At 58.9% G+C, this 17,131-nt stretch carries 17 protein-coding genes and 1 pseudogene; 11 read left to right on the plus strand and 7 right to left on the minus strand.

The features are described from left to right. Positions 1-87: 87 nt before the first annotated feature. Together H8F22_RS01675 and H8F22_RS01680 are read right to left on the minus strand one after the other, a co-directional pair. Complete coding sequence (locus tag H8F22_RS01675) at positions 88-1,200, minus strand: M14 family metallopeptidase (RefSeq protein WP_027925220.1); 1,113 nt, start codon at positions 1,198-1,200, stop codon at positions 88-90. Between the two features lie 203 nt (positions 1,201-1,403). Further along, entirely contained in the window at positions 1,404-2,183 is a 780-nt protein-coding gene (locus H8F22_RS01680; RefSeq protein ID WP_027925219.1) for an ABC transporter substrate-binding protein, read from the minus strand. Between the two features lie 245 nt (positions 2,184-2,428). Between H8F22_RS01680 and H8F22_RS01685 the strand changes: the two genes are divergently transcribed. After that, a complete protein-coding gene (locus H8F22_RS01685; protein WP_027925218.1) occupies positions 2,429-3,079 on the plus strand; it encodes a type 1 glutamine amidotransferase in 651 nt (216 codons plus the stop codon). On the opposite strand, the gene H8F22_RS01690 is transcribed toward H8F22_RS01685, so the two are convergent. Next, positions 3,080-3,514 carry a rhodanese-like domain-containing protein gene (locus tag H8F22_RS01690; protein ID WP_194939689.1) on the minus strand — a complete coding sequence of 145 codons (435 nt, stop codon included), beginning with the start codon at positions 3,512-3,514 and terminating at the stop codon, positions 3,080-3,082. 99 nt (positions 3,515-3,613) lie between these two features. On the opposite strand from H8F22_RS01690, the gene ftrA reads away from it, so the two are divergent. Then, on the plus strand, positions 3,614-4,588 hold the full coding sequence (gene ftrA, locus H8F22_RS01695; protein ID WP_027925216.1) for a transcriptional regulator FtrA: 975 nt from the start codon (positions 3,614-3,616) through the stop codon (positions 4,586-4,588). A gap of 114 nt (positions 4,589-4,702) precedes the next feature. Here the strand turns inward: ftrA and cobF are convergent, their stop codons facing one another. Continuing rightward, positions 4,703-5,458, minus strand: coding sequence for a precorrin-6A synthase (deacetylating) (gene cobF / locus H8F22_RS01700; RefSeq protein WP_059181095.1), 756 nt, complete (start codon positions 5,456-5,458; stop codon positions 4,703-4,705). Continuing rightward, positions 5,458-6,030 (minus strand): histidine phosphatase family protein, encoded by a 573-nt coding sequence (locus H8F22_RS01705; protein ID WP_027925214.1) that lies wholly within the window; start codon positions 6,028-6,030, stop codon positions 5,458-5,460. The genes cobF and H8F22_RS01705 overlap by 1 nt, the downstream gene beginning before the upstream one ends. Before the next feature lie 340 nt (positions 6,031-6,370). On the opposite strand from H8F22_RS01705, the pseudogene H8F22_RS01710 reads away from it, so the two are divergent. The 7 genes and pseudogenes from H8F22_RS01710 to H8F22_RS01740 all read left to right on the plus strand — a co-directional run. Further along, positions 6,371-6,502: pseudogene (locus H8F22_RS01710) on the plus strand (MurR/RpiR family transcriptional regulator); the annotation flags it as partial. A gap of 251 nt (positions 6,503-6,753) precedes the next feature. Next, entirely contained in the window at positions 6,754-7,770 is a 1,017-nt protein-coding gene (locus tag H8F22_RS01715) for an arginine N-succinyltransferase (RefSeq protein ID WP_194939690.1), read from the plus strand. Positions 7,771-7,831: 61 nt separating this feature from the next. Then, positions 7,832-8,866 (plus strand): arginine N-succinyltransferase, encoded by a 1,035-nt coding sequence (astA, locus tag H8F22_RS01720; protein WP_027925211.1) that lies wholly within the window; start codon positions 7,832-7,834, stop codon positions 8,864-8,866. 273 nt (positions 8,867-9,139) lie between these two features. Then, positions 9,140-9,916 carry a hypothetical protein gene (locus H8F22_RS01725; protein WP_027925210.1) on the plus strand — a complete coding sequence of 259 codons (777 nt, stop codon included), beginning with the start codon at positions 9,140-9,142 and terminating at the stop codon, positions 9,914-9,916. After that, a complete protein-coding gene (locus H8F22_RS01730; RefSeq protein ID WP_194939691.1) occupies positions 9,913-10,593 on the plus strand; it encodes a transposase in 681 nt (226 codons plus the stop codon). The genes H8F22_RS01725 and H8F22_RS01730 overlap by 4 nt, the downstream gene beginning before the upstream one ends. Next, complete coding sequence (locus H8F22_RS01735) at positions 10,590-10,766, plus strand: hypothetical protein (protein ID WP_172825910.1); 177 nt, start codon at positions 10,590-10,592, stop codon at positions 10,764-10,766. The genes H8F22_RS01730 and H8F22_RS01735 overlap by 4 nt, the downstream gene beginning before the upstream one ends. Before the next feature lie 196 nt (positions 10,767-10,962). After that, positions 10,963-11,832, plus strand: a complete 870-nt coding sequence (locus H8F22_RS01740; protein WP_027925208.1) for an isocitrate lyase/PEP mutase family protein — start codon at positions 10,963-10,965, stop codon at positions 11,830-11,832. A 129-nt stretch (positions 11,833-11,961) separates the two neighbouring features. On the opposite strand, the gene H8F22_RS01745 is transcribed toward H8F22_RS01740, so the two are convergent. Next, the gene (locus H8F22_RS01745; RefSeq protein ID WP_194939692.1) at positions 11,962-13,197 is read right to left on the minus strand and encodes a M20/M25/M40 family metallo-hydrolase; all 1,236 of its coding nucleotides are present in this window, start codon (positions 13,195-13,197) and stop codon (positions 11,962-11,964) included. A 117-nt stretch (positions 13,198-13,314) separates the two neighbouring features. After that, a complete protein-coding gene (locus tag H8F22_RS01750; RefSeq protein ID WP_194939693.1) occupies positions 13,315-14,385 on the minus strand; it encodes a diguanylate cyclase in 1,071 nt (356 codons plus the stop codon). A 192-nt stretch (positions 14,386-14,577) separates the two neighbouring features. Here H8F22_RS01750 and H8F22_RS01755 point away from each other — a divergent pair, with 192 nt between their 5' ends. Next, a complete protein-coding gene (locus H8F22_RS01755) occupies positions 14,578-16,032 on the plus strand; it encodes a flavin-containing monooxygenase (protein ID WP_059181101.1) in 1,455 nt (484 codons plus the stop codon). Between the two features lie 22 nt (positions 16,033-16,054). Further along, positions 16,055-17,002 (plus strand): alpha/beta fold hydrolase, encoded by a 948-nt coding sequence (locus H8F22_RS01760; protein WP_027925204.1) that lies wholly within the window; start codon positions 16,055-16,057, stop codon positions 17,000-17,002. The last annotated feature ends 129 nt before the right edge of the window (positions 17,003-17,131 follow it).

Here is a 17,131-nt window from a genome sequence, read left to right on the forward strand (position 1 = left end):
AATCACAGATGTGTGTTCAACACTGATCCCCTGTGGCAGCTGGGCTTGCCCGCGATGAGGCCCGGGGAAGCACTAGAGACTCCGAAGTTAATCGTTAATCAACTTCCCAACCCGAATCGGCTCGCGCCCCGCCACTTTCGCCTGCCACGTCCCCGGCTGTGTATACCGCCCGCGATCAATCGCGAACAACACGCCGCTCGTCCCGGCGCGCACGGTGGTCACCCGGTCATTCAACGGGTCGACCACTTCAAACAGTGCATCGCCCCGCTCCACCCATTCACCGGCGTTGCGCAGGAAGCTCACCACCCCGTGATGCGGCGCGAACAGGTACTCGGTGCCTTCGAACGGCATGCCTTCACAGCATTCGCTCGGTGCCGCCGGCCATGCGCCCTTGATGAATCCCTGCTCGGCCAGAAAACCGAGGATCGCCTCGCAGTTAGCCTGAGCCTGATCAACCCGCGTGTCGCCCATGCTGCCCAACTCCAGCGTCGTCGCCAGGTTGGCCGGGGGAATAGCGGCGTCAGGAAACGCCCGCGCCAGACGCAACCATGGCGAAGAACACGATTCGTCGAACGAGCTGCCGCCGGAATCTTCACACAACAACGCTACGCCAGCCTTCAGCCGCGCAGCCAGGGATTGCCACTGCGGCCAATGCTGCGGCAAGGCATAGAGATGAATCGCCGCGTCGAAATCACAATGCAGATCGAGGGTGATGTCGGCATCACACGCATGGCGCAACAGCAAGCGGTGCATGGCTTCCAGTTGCGAGGCCGGTGCCGGCAAACCATCAAGGACCTGGCCCATGGTCTGGCGAATCAGGGCGATGTTGGCCTGCGCATCGTCGCCCAATCGGTCACCGATCAACGCGGCCACCGGTGCGCTGAGCTCGACAAACGAGCGGTTGAAGTTCTTGCCGCTGCCCAGTTCAAAGCGGCCCATGTGGCTGCCTTGCAGGTGCTGATCGAGGCCGATCGGGTTCGCCACCGGTACCAGTTCAATCACGCCTTGCAGTTGGCCTTGGGTGTCGAGTTCGGCCAGGCGTTTCTTCAACTCCCACGCCGTGCGCATGCCCGGCAGTTCGTCCGCATGCAGGCTGGCCTGAATGTAGACCTTGCGCGTGCCCGCGCCGTAGCGAAACACGCTGAGGGTACGTTCGGTGCCCAGGTGGCTCCAGGGCAGTGAATGGTCGGTGCGTTGCATGGATAAACTCCTGAAATCTGAACAGTGAGATCCCCCTGTAGGAGTGAGCCTGCTCGCGATAGCGGTGGGTCATGTCATTAAATTTCGACTGACCCACTGCTATCGCGAGCAGGCTCACTCCTACAGCGTTCTCTGTTGCTAGAAAGAATGCACAAAAAAAATGGCAACCGCGTCAACGGTTGCCACTTTTTTGAACAGCGTGATTACTCGCCGTAAACGTCAAACTTGAAGTACTTGTCCTGCACTTGCTTGTACTTGCCGTTGGCGCGGATTTCGGTGATAGCGGCATTGAACTGCTCGGCCAGGGCGGTATCGCCCTTGCGCACGGCAATGCCGGCGCCGCCACCGAAGTACTTCGGATCGTTGTATTCCGGGCCTACGAAGGCGAAACCTTTACCGGCGTCGGTTTTCAGGAAACCGTCGTCCAGGTTGACCGAGTCGGCCAGCAGCGCGTCAACGCGGCCAGAGACCATGTCCAGGTTGGCTTCCTGCTGGGAACCGTAGCGAACCAGCTGAATCCCGCCCGGCACCAGCACTTCGGTGGCGAAGCGGTCGTGGGTACTGGCGCGCAGCACACCGACTTTCTTGCCTTTGAGATCGGTCAGCGGGTCCTTGACGTCGGTGCCTTCCTTCATCACGAAGCGCGCCGGCGTGTGGTAGTACTTGATGGTGAAATCGACGTTCTTCTTGCGGTCGTCAGTGATGGTCATGGACGACAGGATCGCGTCGATTTTCTTCACTTTCAGCGCCGGGATCAGGCCGTCGAATTCCTGCTCGACCCACGTACATTTGACTTTCATCTGCTCACACAGCGCATCGCCGATGTCCACGTCGAAACCGGTCAGTTTGCCGTCAGGGGTTTTCATCGAGAATGGCGGGTAGCCGGCTTCAATACCGATGCGGATCGGCTTGGCGTCATCGGCCACAGCGGTCAGGGACAACATCGACAGTGCCAAGGCACCGAACATCACTAGCTTTTTCATTTATAACTCCCGTGTGCGGAGGCTTTTATTGGCAGCTTACGATTGGCTTTCGGCCGGTGAAAACCGAAGTGGTCGGCAGTCTAGAGTGGCTTCAAATGGGCAAATTGTGTTTAAGCGACAAATACTTACAGAAAAGTGGCTCGCGTAACGGAGTCCCTTGAAGTGTGCGCCACCGCAGTGCACAGACTGTAGGACAAGTCCTTTAATCAGACAAAACCTACACACAAAAACGACAGGGAATCCTGATGCCAACATTGAACCTGATCCAGCACCACCCCGCCGAAGGTCCCGGGGCGATTGCTGAATGGGCCACGTCCCGAGGCTTGACGCTGAACGTCTTTCGCGCAGACCTCGGCCAATTGCCGCCGGTGAGCGCGACACCGGTGATGGTGTTGGGTGGGCCTTACGAATCCAGTGCTGGCCCGGCCTGGCTGGAAGCCGAGCGGCAGTGGTTGGCGGGCAGCCTGAATCAGGGCGCTCCGGTGTTTGCGATTTGCCTGGGGGCGCAGTTGTTGGCGTTGAGTCTGGGCGGACAGGTGCGGCGGATGGATCGAACCGAAACCGGCTGGACTGAGGTGACGTTCGCCGATGGCCAGCGGCTGAAGGTGCTGGAGTGGCACGAAGACGCGATTGATCTGCCGCCCGGCGCGCAATTGCTCGCCAGCAGCGCTCAATGCGAACAGCAGATGTATCGGGTGGGGCCGATGCGTGTGGGGTTGCAGTTCCATCCGGAGTGGAATGCCGGGTCGGTGGCGATGCTCAATGAACACTTTGGTGAGGAATCACCGTTGCCTCGGGGTGAACAGGACAGCGCCGCCTACACCGCCGTATATGACTGGTTGCAGGCGACGCTGGATGGGTGGTGGACCGTTTCGTCCGCTATGCGCAATGGTTGATCAACATTCACACCCTATGGCGGTCGAGGCTGGCCGCTGCACCGCCACATTCAACTCAAACCCTTCATCCAGCCACCCCGTCACCCCGCCGATCATTTCCTTGACCGGGTAACCCAGCGCCGCAAGTTTCACAGCGGCCTTGTTGGCGCCGTTGCAATGCGGGCCCGCGCAATACACCACGAACAAACTGCTTTTCGGGTAAGCCGCGAGACCTTCAGCGGTCAGCAATCGCCCCGCAATATTGATCGCGCCCGGCACATGGCCGCGCTCGAACGCCAGCGGACCGCGTACGTCCACCAGCACAAAATCCACTTCGCCGGCCTGTTGGCTGGTGTGGACGTCGGAACAGTCGGTTTCGAAAGTCAGGCGGTTGCTGAAATGCATCAAGGCAATGGCCGAAGGGGCGGCGGGGATTTCGCGAACCAGGCTGGTCATGTTCTGTACTCCATAGTGTGTGGGCGTGAGAAGACTTTATCCGCCCGCCACTTGCCGCTACAGTGGCGCACAAGACACTCACCGGGAACTTTCCGCCAAATGCAGCCTAACCCTGGATTGGTCGCGATTCTGGCCTACGACGGCCTTTGTACTTTCGAATTCGGCATTGCCGTGGAGATTTTCGGCCTGGCACGGCCAGAGTTCGACTTCCCGTGGTACGAACACCGGATTGTCGCCGTGGACCAAGGCCCGATGCGCGCCATGGGCGGCATTCAGGTGCTGGCCGATGGTGGCATGGAGCTGCTCGAAGATGCCCGGACCATCATCATTCCCGGCTGGCGCGACCGTCATGCGCCGGTGCCCGAACACTTGCTCGACGCCTTGCGCAAGGCCCATGCACGCGGGGCGCGATTGCTGTCGATCTGTTCCGGGGTGTTTGTGCTGGCGGCGACCGGTTTGCTCGACGGTCACGGCGCTACCACCCATTGGCGCTACACCACTGAACTGGCTGAACGTTTTCCGCACATTCTGGTGGACCCGCAGGTGTTGTATGTCGATGCCGGTCAATTGATTACCTCGGCCGGCAGCGCAGCGGGCATCGATGCATGCCTGCACCTGGTGGCGCGGGATTTCGGTACGCAAGTGGCGAACACGGTGGCTCGGCGGCTGGTGATGTCGCCGCAACGCACTGGCGGCCAGGCGCAGTTTATTCCGACACCGGTCAGCCCGACGCCGCGCAGTGACGTGTCACGCGTCATGCAATGGGCGCGGGAGCGCTTGCACCAGCCGCTGGAGGTTCGTGATCTGGCGAGCGAGGCGGCGATGAGTGAGCGAACGTTTCTGCGCCGCTTTACCGAAGCCACCGGGATGTCGCCAAAAGCCTGGTTGCAGCATGAGCGACTGGCGCGGGCCCGGGAGTTGCTGGAGGGCACCGGGCACAATACCGATCAGATTGCCGAGCAGTGCGGGTATCGGTCGGTGGAGAGTTTTCGGGTGGCGTTTCGGGGGGTGGTGGGGGTGCCGCCGTCGGTGTACCGGGAGCGGTTTGGGCGTGGGGACATGGCTGGTATTTGAGCTGACCTTCAGGGCCCCATCGCGAGCAAGCTCGCTCCCACATTGGATCGATATAACGCCTGAAATTCCTGTGGGAGCTCGCTCGCGATGAGGCCAGCCTAGACACCACTGGATTCAAGGCTTGCGCAGCAGATAGGTATCCATAATCCACCCATTCGCCAATCGAGCCGCCTTGCGCACCCGCTCAATCTCATCCGCTACCTCTTCAAGCTTGCCGCTGATCAGCATCTCATCCGGCGTCCCCAAATAAGCCCCCCAGTAAATCACGGTCTGCGGATCAGCCACCTGACGGTAGGCATCTTGCGCATCCAGCATCACCACCACACTGTCCGCGTCACTCACCTGCCCCGCGGCCAAACGGCGCCCGGTGGTGATTTCAATCGAGCGACCGATGCGATTGAGCGGCACTTTATGGCGCGCTGCCAATGCCTGGACGCTGGTGATGCCGGGGATCACCTCGAACTCGAACACACAGCGCCCCGTCGCCAGGATCGCCTGCAAAATCCGGATCGTGCTGTCGTACAACGCCGGATCGCCCCACACCAGGAAACCGGCGCATTGCTCGTCAGTCATTTCCTCGTTGATCAGGCGTTCGAAGGTCAATTGCCTGGCAAGGTTGAGGTCTTCGACACTGCTCGTGTAGTCCACCTCACCGCGCTCACGCTCGGGGCTGTGGGCTTCGACGAAGCGATAGTCGTGATCGGTGATGTAGCGTTCGCAGATGTCGCGACGCAGGTGGATCAGTGAATCTTTGTCCTGGCCCTTGTCCATCAGGAAAAACACATCGACGAGATTCAACGCCTTCACAGCCTGCATCGTGATGTAGTCGGGATTGCCGGCGCCGATGCCGATGACCAACAGTTTTCTCATCACAGCACTCCTTGGGCATCAGTGCCGAGCAAGCGCAGGCGCCAGCGGCCGGTGAACCGCAACTCAATGGCTGACAACGGTTCAACGTCAATCTGGTTGAACGCCGCACCCTGCAATACCAGGGTGAGCGCAGCGCGAATGACAAACGGATGGGTGACCGCAATAACATGCCCCGGCGTTGCCTCAAGGGTGTGCAGCCACTGCGCCACGCGCTGACCCAGTTGCGCCACCGACTCACCGCCATGGGGCGCCGAGGTTGGGTCATCGAGCCAGGCCTGGAGCGCCTCGGGCTGCGACGTTTGCAGGTCATCAATGCGCACGCCCTGCCACTGCCCGAAGTCGCAATCGCTCAATGCATCGACCACTTCAACTTCATCGCCAAACAGTGCGGCCGTTTGCCGGGTGCGCAATTCCGGACCGCAGAGCAAACGCGGCGTCCCTTTGAACGCATGACGACGCGACCCCTTCGCCGATTGCCAATCCATTTCCAGCGGTTCGTTCGTAGGAAAACGCGCCAATTTCTGTGCGACGGTTCGAGCGTGACAGATCAAGGTCAAACGGGTTGTTTGCACGGATAAACACCCTGGCGATGAAACGGAAACGGCAACGCGCCGACGATATTCGCCTGATTGTGCCGCAAGAAGCCCGACTCAGGGCGTTTCGTTTCAACCGGCACGCCTGGCTTGCCCCTGCAGCGGGCCGGTGAAACTCGGCAATCTCCGACACGTTTATGGGCGATAGCCTACAAGCTCTATCGACTACCATGTAGCCCCTTTAGCGCGCGGTTTACGCCCTGTTTTAGGGCTCAAAAAAGGCGTGGAAAAATTCACTAGACTTGTAGGCTCGGCTACATAAATACTGCTTTCGCAATTTGTGAAATGAAACCGACATCGCCATCCAGCAGGAGCCCGGATGCCCACCTTCAGAGACCTGATCACCGACGCCGGCCTGGAGCTGACGTCGTCGGAACGCAAGGTCACACGCGCCTTGCTGGCCCCGTACCGGCGTAACGGGCTCGGCCCTCTCTTGCAACCACGTCCCCACCTGCAACAAGTCCATCTGCACTGGCCCCGCCTGTTTACGCACCCTCCCCGCGCCATAGCCTTGGGACTGACCTATTTTTTGCTCAACAAAACCGGCTCCCCCAGGGTGCTGTCCGAGCCGAGCAACGGCTTAAGATAAAAAGTGCGGCGTCTGACAACAAATCAGCCGATCGCTGCTTCAACGCGTGGAAACCGACAGTGATAGTCAGGTTCGGAACACATCGCCGAACCCTTTGATACAGGAGTACATCCATGCTGGTCTTACGCCCAGTCGAGTTAACCGACCTGCCCCAGTTACAACAACTGGCGCGCGACAGCCTGGTGGGTGTCACGTCGTTGCCGGACGACACCGAACGCCTGCGCCAGAGGATTATCGATTCCTGCGCCTCATTCGAAAAAGACGTTGAGGCACAGGGCCCGGAGAATTACTTCTTCGTGCTGGAGGACCTGACGACCCAACGCCTGGCAGGTTGTTCAGAGCTCCTGGCCACCGCCGGCTTCAACCAGCCGTTCTACAGCTTGCGTAACCGCCACTTCACCAGCGCCTCCCGGGAACTGAACATCGAACATGGCGTGCCGGCGCTGTCGCTGTGCCAGGACCTCAACGGTCACACCTTGCTGCGCGGCTTTCACATCGATACCACGCTGGTGCGCACTGCATTTTCGGAGCTGCTGTCACGGGCACGGCTGCTGTTCATCGCCGCCCATCCGCAGCGCTTTGCCGACGCGGTCATCACCGAAATCGTCGGCTACAGCAGCGATGAGGGGCAATCGCCGTTCTGGGATGCGGTGGGCAAACACTTTTTCGACCTGCCTTACACTGAGGCCGAACGGCTGTGCGGACTGGAAACCCGGACCTTCCTCGCCGAACTGATGCCGCAGTACCCGATCTACGTGCCGATGCTGCCCCAGGCGGCCCAGGACTGCATTGGCCGGATTCACCCGGACGGCCAGGAGGCCTTCGATATTCTTGAGCGCGAAGGCTTTGAAACCAACAGCTACATCGACCTGTTCGACGGTGGCCCTACCCTGTATGCGCGCACTTCGAACGTGCTCTCCATCGCCCAAAGCCAGACAGGCACGGTGCAACGGCGCTCATCCATCGATGCACGCGGTCGTTACCTGGTGAGCAACGATGCGCTCGAAGGCTATCGCGCGATCGTCGTCGAACTGGATGTTGTAACCGGGCAACCGGTGGGGTTGAGCGCCGAGATGTGTCAGGCCTTGAACGTGACCGATGGCAGCCCGATCCGGCTGATCGCCTTGTGAGCATCACCCGGCCCTGTGCCCAACGACAGCGCCCGAACTGGCGCAAAGAAGGAGCTGCATCATGATTGTCCGCCCGGTTCGCGTCACCGACCTGCCCGCCTTGATGGATCTGGTGCAACAGGCCGGCCCGGGGTTCACCACCCTGCCGGCCAACGAGGATCGCCTGGTGCACCGGGTGCGCTGGGCCCAGCGGACATTTGCCGAACAGGTGGAGCGTGCGGATGCCGATTACCTGTTTGTGCTGGAGGATGACGATCAGCAAGTGGTCGGCGTCAGTGCAATGTCTGGCGCCGTAGGCCTGCGTGAACCCTGGTACAACTACCGGGTCGGGCTGACTGTCAGCGCTTCGCCGGATCTTGGGATTGCGCGACAGATTCCGACCTTGTTCCTGAACAACGAAATGACCGGCCAATCGGAGCTGTGCTCGCTGTTCCTGCGTCACGATCAACGCCAGGGTACGAACGGCCGGCTGCTGTCGCTGGGACGGCTGCTGTTCGTCGCCGAGTTCCCACAATTGTTCGGCGACAAACTCATCGCCGAACTGCGTGGCAGCGCCGACGAGCACGGCTGTTCACCGTTCTGGGACAGCCTGGGCCGGCACTTCTTCAAAAAGGAATTCAGCTACGCCGACCACCTGTCGGGGCTGGGCAATAAATCCTTCATCGCCGAACTGATGCCGCGCCAACCGCTTTACACCTGCCTGCTGACTGAGCAGGCCCAGGCGGTGATCGGCAAAGCGCACCCGAACACCGTGCCGGCGATGAAACTCCTGAATGCCGAGGGCTTTGCCCATCAGGGTTACATCGACATCTTCGACGCCGGGCCGGTGATCGAAGCGCCGGTGGCGAAAATCCGTAGCGTGCGCGACAGCCAGGCGCTGGTACTGGCCATTGGCACACCCGACGAACAGGCCCCGGTGTGGCTGATCCACAACCGACGCCTGGAAAACTGCCGCATTACCGTGGCCAAGGCACGCCTGGTCGGCAACAGTTTGGTGGTCGACCGCCTCACCGCCAAACGCCTGCAACTGCAACCTGGCAATTCGGTGCGTGCGGTGCCTTTGTTGAAGCAACAGCAGCAGGCTGTGGCGGCGTAACAGTGTCGCCTTGGTGTTAATAATCAATGTAAACCAAAGTTCCGCCATAGCGGATCAGCCCACCATAAACATCCATTAACAACTGACAACATCAACTAACAACTACTAAATTGCCTTTAGTGGTCGTCCTCCCCATACTAAAAACACAAACCGGCCACATTAAACGAGCCCACCACGCAACGTCCTATAGACAATTGATCTTACGCCCCGGTATTTCGCACAACCTCAAACCAGCTGATCGCCCCACCCCAAAGAACCGAAGCAGAACACTTCATGATCAAGACACTTTTAAACGCAACCTTATCATCCAACGAACTGATAACCACTTTAAAAACACTGGACACATCCGCTGAAATTCATAAGTTAGTCAGCGTGCTGCATAACACGCCTGAACACCCTCATGAAACATCTAAAAGCGCGACGATCATGAAGTCAACAAACACCCTCACCGGAACATTGACACTGTACTGCAACGACAGTGGAAACATCAGTCTCAAAGTACCTGATCGCGCACCGCCGTCACCGCAGCTGTACACCGTTCCAGGCAACAGTGTTTTGTTTGCCATCAACGACCAGTCATTTCCTGTCCAGCTCTATGGAGTAGAAGCCAACAATCTGATACTTGGAAAGCAGGTCATTGTCGACGCCAACAACCCGTTATTCATCGACGGTACGAAGGTCCTGTTCGACAGCAACCCCACAGGCGACGGGCACGCGACATTCATTGGCAGTATCAACCTGCCAGATAAAAGCGCAGATATCGGGGTATTTGATCGTGCCTCTCGACACAAAATCGCCTGGTTTCCCCATGACGATAGCGCCGCACGCTACCTGGTGAGCCTTGAACTACTTGAAGCGGCGCAGGATCCAGGGGCTGGCAAAGTGGCCGAAGAATTGATTTATCACTACCACCCCGCCGTCGCGTGGAAAGCATTTCAGGTCATTCATAAAATCGATCCGCAAGCCGCACTGCATTTCGTACCACTGTTGAGAAACCTGCAAAACAGTCGCCTGAATGTTTTACTCGAACAACAGAGTGAAGCGGCATGAAGCTGAATACATTTGTTGAGCGAATGGCGGCTTACGATCTAGAGCGAGACAAGCCACAAATAATAGAAGACTTACGTCAACTGAGTACCAACCGTACCTTGCTGAGCGAGCACCTTTACAACATTATTCAGCAAGAAGGTTTCAGCACACGCAACAGTATCTATAGCGCTTACGCTTTTGTTCTGCATTACAACGACCTGTTTACTGTTCGTTTGGGTTTTTGGTCACCGGTCTCTTCTCAAGACGAAAGTGAAACGTTCATCTACGATTTGAACCACACCCACGACTTTGAAATCTATGCCATGGGTTACAGCGGCGACGGCTATATAACCGTGACCCGAAAAATACTTGATGACACACCGATTCGCGTGAATGCAAGACCGATACTCGGCGAAGAGCGAGTACTTAAACTCGCACCCGGCGAGGTCCTGCACATGCTTCCACTACAGGAAATACACAAGCAGCTCCCCCCGAAAACAATGTCCGCTTCGTTGAGTTTACTGATCCATCCTCAACGATCGGTTAAAAACGAAGAAGCGTGGTGCTTCGACGAAAACTACATACCGACTTATCCCGGTATTGCTACGCAGGAAACAGCGTTCTTTGAAAAAACGCTGGCACTGCTTAATAGTGGTAGTCATTCGCTACCCGATAAAAACCAAAGGAAGAAAACATGAACAAGCCAACGAACAACTGGAATGAAACCCCGCTGCTGCGTGCAGGTACCAACGTGATCAACACTCCCGTCGAGACTACCAAGCAATCCCCGTGTGGCGAATTCGTGCTTCGCTATAACGTGGGTAACATCCATGAAATCAAGCAAATCTGGAACGTGACGGCTAACGGCTGAAAGCGCCACCGTTAAACATGCCGCAAGCTGCAGACCGATCAGGTCTGCGGCCTTTTTCTGAACGCACCGACGAAAAAACCGGCATCCCTGTAAATTCGTCATCATTTGCCCCCCGCCCCCGTGATAGCCTTTTGTTCCTTCGGCGTTGACACTTTTGCTCAAGCCCTTCCATTCCAATTGCAGTGGTGGAACTCGTATGTCCAGGCTTTCCCATCAAGATTTGCGCCGTAACTTTCGCGAATTGTTCGCTTCCAACACCTGCTATCACACGGCTTCGGTCTTCGACCCGATGTCGGCCCGCATTGCCGCTGACCTGGGTTTTGAAGTGGGAATTCTGGGCGGCTCCGTCGCATCGTTGCAGGTGCTGGGCGCCCCCGACTTTGCGTTGATCACCCTCAGCGAGTTCGCCGAACAGGCCACGCGCATTGGCCGCGTCGCGCAACTACCGGTCATCGCCGACGCCGACCATGGCTACGGCAACGCGCTCAACGTGATGCGCACCATCGTCGAACTTGAACGCGCCGGCATCGCCGCCCTGACTATTGAAGACACCTTGCTGCCGGCGCAATTCGGCCGCAAATCCACCGACCTGATCGGGGTCGCAGAAGGCGTCGGCAAGATCCGCGCCGCGCTGGAAGCCCGGGTTGATTCGGAAATGGCGATCATCGCCCGCACCAACGCCGGCATTCTGCCGATCCAGGAAATCATCAGCCGCACCCAGCAGTACCAAGCCGCCGGCGCAGACGGGATCTGCATGGTGGGCGTGCAGGACTTCGATCAACTGGAAAAAATCGCCGAACACCTGAGCGTGCCGCTGATGCTGGTCACCTACGGCAACCCGGCGCTGCGCGACGACAAACGCCTGGCCGAACTGGGCGTGCGGGTGACCATTGACGGGCATGGCGCTTACTTTGCGGCGATCAAGGCGACGTACGACAGCTTGCGCGAGCAGCGGCAGATCTTTACCCAGGCGTCCGACTTGAGCGCGACGGAGCTGACGCATACGTACACGCAGCCTGAGGACTACATTCGTTGGGCCGAAGAGTTTATGCGTGTGAAGGAGTGATGATTGTTCCCATGCTCTGCGTGGGAATGCCTCAACGGACGCTCCGCGTTCGGCTTCGAAGGGACGCGGAGCGTCCAGGGCTGCATTCCGAAGCGGAGCGTGGGAACGATCAACGATCAGTGGTGCGGATTACTGCTTGGTCAATTCCATAATCATCCGCGACAACAGATAAATCCGCGGCGCCACGCTTTCTACCTCCGCGTACTCTTCAGGTGTATGGATATTGCCGCCCACAATCCCGAACCCATCCAGTGTCGGCGTACCCACACCTGCCGAGAGACTGGCATCCGCCGCCCCGCCGCTGCCTTCTTCGGTCAACTTGCGACCAATTTCGCCGTAAATCCCCTGCGCCATGGCCATCAACCGATCCGACTCCGCCGTCTGCGGCATCGGCGGTAATCCGCGCTGAAGGGTGGTGGTGACTTCGGTATCCGCAATCAGCTTGTCCTTGGAAACCCGCGCCAGATCCTTCTCGATCCGGTCGAATTCTTCCGGTACCGCCGCCCGCACGTCAGCCTTGGCCGTGGCCTGGTCCGGGATCACGTTGGTCCGGTCGCCGGCCTTGATCACGGTGAAATTGATGGTGGTTTTCTTCTCTTCATCGCCCAACTTGCCGAGTTGCAGAATCTGATGCGCGGCTTCCATGGCAGCGTTGCGCCCCAGTTCCGGCGCGACACCGGCGTGAGCGGCTTTTCCTTTGACTTCCACCACCGCCGTCGCACTGCCTTTGCGCCACACCACCAAACCATCCGCCGGACGACCCGGTTCGAGGTTGAGGGTCACGTCGTGGGCCTTGGCGGTTTTCTTGATCAGGTCGGTGGCGACGTCGGAGCCGGTTTCTTCACTGGCGTCGAGCAGGAACGTGATCTGCGCGTAGTCCTTGAAGTCGAGGTTTTTCAGGACTTTCAGCGCATAGATCCCGGCGACGATGCCGCCCTTGTCATCCATCACGCCAGGCCCATAGGCGCGGCCGTCCTTAATATGGAACGGGCGCTCGGCGGCAGAGCCTTCCTTGAAGACGGTGTCCATGTGCGCCATCAGCAGGATTTTCGCCTTGCCGGTGCCTTTCAGCGTCGCAATCACGTGGCTGCTTTTGTCGGGTGTGTTGGGCACCAGCTCAATGGTCGCACCGAGCTTTTTCAGCTCGTCGATGGCGATGTCGCGCACTTGCGTCAGGCCGGGCTCATAGCCGGATCCGGAGTCGATGTTGACCAGCCGCTCCAGCAGTTTCAGGGCTTCACCCTTGTATTGCTCGGAATCGGCGAGGACTTGTTTGTGCGGTTCGGCGAAGGCTGCAGGAGCGAAGGCGCCGAGGGCGAGGGTCAGACTGGTGACCAGAAGGGAGCGAGGGAGATTGAGCGTCATGAATCGGTCCTTGTTTCGTGTCGGGGTCAAAAACACCCTACCTGACTACGACGCAAGGCTCTAGACCGAATGCGACACACAATAATCCATGGCCGAAGATTAACCTGCAGTAAAGGGTCAGACCGGGTCGAGCAGTTCACGAAAGGGCTTGCCATTGGTGCGGCAGATCACGCGATTGCGGCCCGTGGTCTTGGCTTCATACAACGCCTGATCCGCATCGTTGAGCCATAACGTCGCATCGGTGTGCGCCGTACTGAAAGACGCCAGGCCAATACTCAAACTGACTTTCAACGCCGGACTCTGCTCGTAACCCAACGTGGCAAATCGGTCGCGCAGTGCCTCCATCGTCGCAGCGGCGCTGTTCAACGGCATATCGGGCAGGATCACGCAGAACTCGTCGCCGCCATAGCGCCCGGCCACATCGGCGACGCGCAGGTTTTGCTTGAGCATTTTGCTCAACTGGCGCAACACGATGTCCCCGGCGACATGGCCGTAGGTGTCATTGATCGCTTTGAAATGGTCGATGTCGATCAGCGCAATCGCCCCGCCCTGCTGCAGGCGTTGGCAGCGCTGGAATTCGACTTCAAGTTGATCCTTCCAGGCGCCATGGTTCAGCAGGCCGGTCAGGCTGTCGGTACGGCTCAGGGCCAGCAACTCGCGCTTTTGCTGACCCAGGGTGGTGGCCTGACGGAAGCAGATCCAGCCAAGCGCCAAGGGATACAGGATCAGCAGCGGCATGCAGGCGAACATCTGCAACGGTGTTGTCAACGGAATGAACGCGGGGGTAAACGCCAGCCACCCCACCCCCATCCCGAGTATTTGCGCGACGGTGCCCACCAACAGGAATCGCATGCCGCCGATGGCGACGTTGTTCATCGCCATCATCGACAGCGTTGCAACGCTGGGCAGTGGATTGAACTGCATGGCAGCGACCCAGAAACCGCCGAGAAAGGCGTCGACCAGGATGTTGCGGTGCTCGGCGTGAAACGGCACCTTGGCCCGACGTGCCCACTGATAAGCAACGTGCGGCCACAACACGCCGTTGAACAGCATCAGCCCCCACACCCACGGTGCCGGGTCGAGCGGGTACATCGCCGCGCCCACGCACAACAATCCCAAGGCCAGGCCCAGGGTTCGCGATGTATAAAGCCTCCTGGCTAATGAAAGTCCTTTCCCCGCTTTTGCCATAGGGCCTCTGCGCCACTCATCGGAACCGGATTACACCGGGCTTGCAGGTGCGTTTGAAGTCTATCAGGGCGACGTTAAATAGCCATCACCGGTGAGCGGCTTGAATACCGGGGTATTGCCACGAGGCGAGTCCCCAATGTTTGGCTATACATGAAGGGAGGGTTCAATCAATAACTCTAAAAAAGGAGGCCCATGCAGACTTTTCAAGTGTTGATCATTGGCAGCGGTTTTGGCGGTCAGTGCGCGGCGATCAATTTGCTCAAGGCCGGCATCGACGATTTTCGCTTGCTGGAGCGGCGGGACTTTTTTGGCGGCACCTGGTGCCAGAACACCTACCCCGGCGCAGCAGTGGATGTGCCCTCGCCCCTTTATTCGCTGTCCTTTGCGCCCTATCGCTGGACGCAAATGTTCGCCCAACAGGCGGAACTGCACCACTACACCCAGTACGTGGTGGAACACTTCGGCCTGCGCGACAGGGTCGAGCTGGAGGCCAATGTCGAACGCATCGAATGGGATGACGCCAACAAACGCTGGGCCGTGCACACCGGCAGCAAAGGCACGTTTTACGCGCAGTTTCTGATTAACGCGACGGGGCCGTTGAGCCAACCGGTCGTCCCGCACTTCGAAGGCGTGGAACGCTTTCAGGGCAAGACCTTTCACACCAACAACTGGGACCATTCCTACGATTACCGGAAAAAACGCGTGGCCATCGTCGGCAGCGGTGCCAGCGCCGCGCAGGTCATTCCGGCGATTGCCCCGGACGTCGCGCACCTGCATGTGTTCCAGCGCACGCCGCACTGGGTATTGCCGAGGGCTGACCGCGCGTTTGGTCCTTTCCAGCGTTGGCTGCTGGGCCTGAAACCGGCCTACAAACTGCTGCGCTGGATGATCTACTGGCAGTTCGAAACCCGCGTGATTGCCTTCAAATACTCGAAACCGGCGATCCGCATGGTTCAGCATCAGGCCTTGCGCTTTCTCAAGCGCCAGGTGCCGGACCCCGAACTACGCAAAAAACTGACTCCGGACTTCACCATCGGCTGCAAACGCGTGCTGGTCTCCAGCACCTACTACCCGGCGCTGAGCCGCCCCAACGTAACGTTGCACAGTCGCGAACAGGGCATCGCGTCCATCGATGAAACCGGCATCGTCACTCAGGACGGCCAGCACATCGACCTCGACCTGATCGTCTGGTCCACCGGTTACGACGCCACTGACGGGGTGATTTCCTACCCCGTCACCGGCAAACACGGCACACGACTCAAGGACGTCTGGGCGCAGTACCCGCGGGCCTATCTGGGCACCAGCCTGCCGGACTTCCCGAACCTGTTTATCGTCACCGGCCCCAACACCGGCATTGGCCACACCTCGGCGCTGTTTATCATCGAATCGCAGATGAATTACATCCTCGACTGCATCCGTACGTTAAAAGCACAGGGTTTACGCAGCATTGAAGTACGCCCCGAAGCGGAACGTACCTACACTGAAATGATCCACAGGGAAATGGAGCGCACCGTTTGGAAGTCTGGAGGCTGTCACAGCTGGTATCAAAGCAAGAGCGGTCATGTGATCGCCATGTTTCCGGGGTTTAGTTTCAGCTATCACCGATTGACCCGGGCCTTGAAACCGGCCGACCACATTCTGTCCTGATCACGTTTAAGGAAGTCATCCGATGCTTCTATTGGTCGTCATTATCGCGGTTATCGTGGCCTGGAGCTGGTTGAGCTACCCGACCATCGGTTATTGGCTGTACGACTGGAACATGGCGATTGAAGCCAAGCTGTATCGGCTGCACAAGATCGTCGTGCCGATCAACGAAATGACCGTCTCGACCTGGCAAGGCGGGCCGTATGAGGCGTCCAGCAGTGTGCTGATGCTGCACGGCTACAGCGCCGATAAAAACCTGTGGTTGCGCTTCGCCCGGCATTTTGTCGGTACGCATCGGGTGATCATTCCAGACATTGCCGGCCATGGCGAAACCGGCTTCAAGGCCGGTGGCGGCTATGACATCCCGTTGCAGGCCAAGCGGATGATCCAGCTGCTCGACGTCTGCGGGGTCGAGAAAGTGCATGTGATCGGCAACTCCATGGGCGGCTACATCGCGGCGTGGCTGGCGGCCACCTACCCGGACCGCATCGCTTCTGTGGCGCTGATCGACCCGGCCGGCGTCACTGCGCCCGAGGCCAGTGATCTGGAGCGACACCTGGCCAAGGGGCACAACCCTTTTCTGATTCATTCGCGGGAAGAGTTTCGGCGTTTCTACGCCATGACCATGGCCGAACCGCCGTGGGTGCCTGGCGTGGTGCTGGACGCCGTTGCCCAGCGCTATGAGCAAAGTCGCGATGAGCTGGAAGAAATCTTCAACGACTTCCGCGCCAGCCCGCCGATGGAACCCAAACTGGCCGACATCAAATGCCCGGCGCTGCTGCTGTGGGGGCACAAGGACCGTTTGATCGACGTCAGCAGCGTGGCCGTCTGGAGCAAAGGCATCGTCGATCTGCGGGTGCATATCTGGGACCACGTCGGGCACATGCCGATGGTCGAACAGCCGGCCAATACCGCACGTCTGTATCGCGAGTTCCTGGGATCGCTGCGCACCGAAAGCCGCTCGCACCTGTAACGCGACCCTCTAACGCGACCCTGTAGCCGCTGACGAGCAACGCGAGGCTGCGGCTACACGAGCGGTAGTGCAGCAGTCCTGGGGAGAATGAAGTCCGTAAGATTCTTCGTTTGTCGGCGCCGCTGAAGG

This window comes from Pseudomonas mucoides, from assembly GCF_015461845.1.
In the GTDB taxonomy this organism is placed as follows: domain Bacteria; phylum Pseudomonadota; class Gammaproteobacteria; order Pseudomonadales; family Pseudomonadaceae; genus Aquipseudomonas; species Aquipseudomonas mucoides.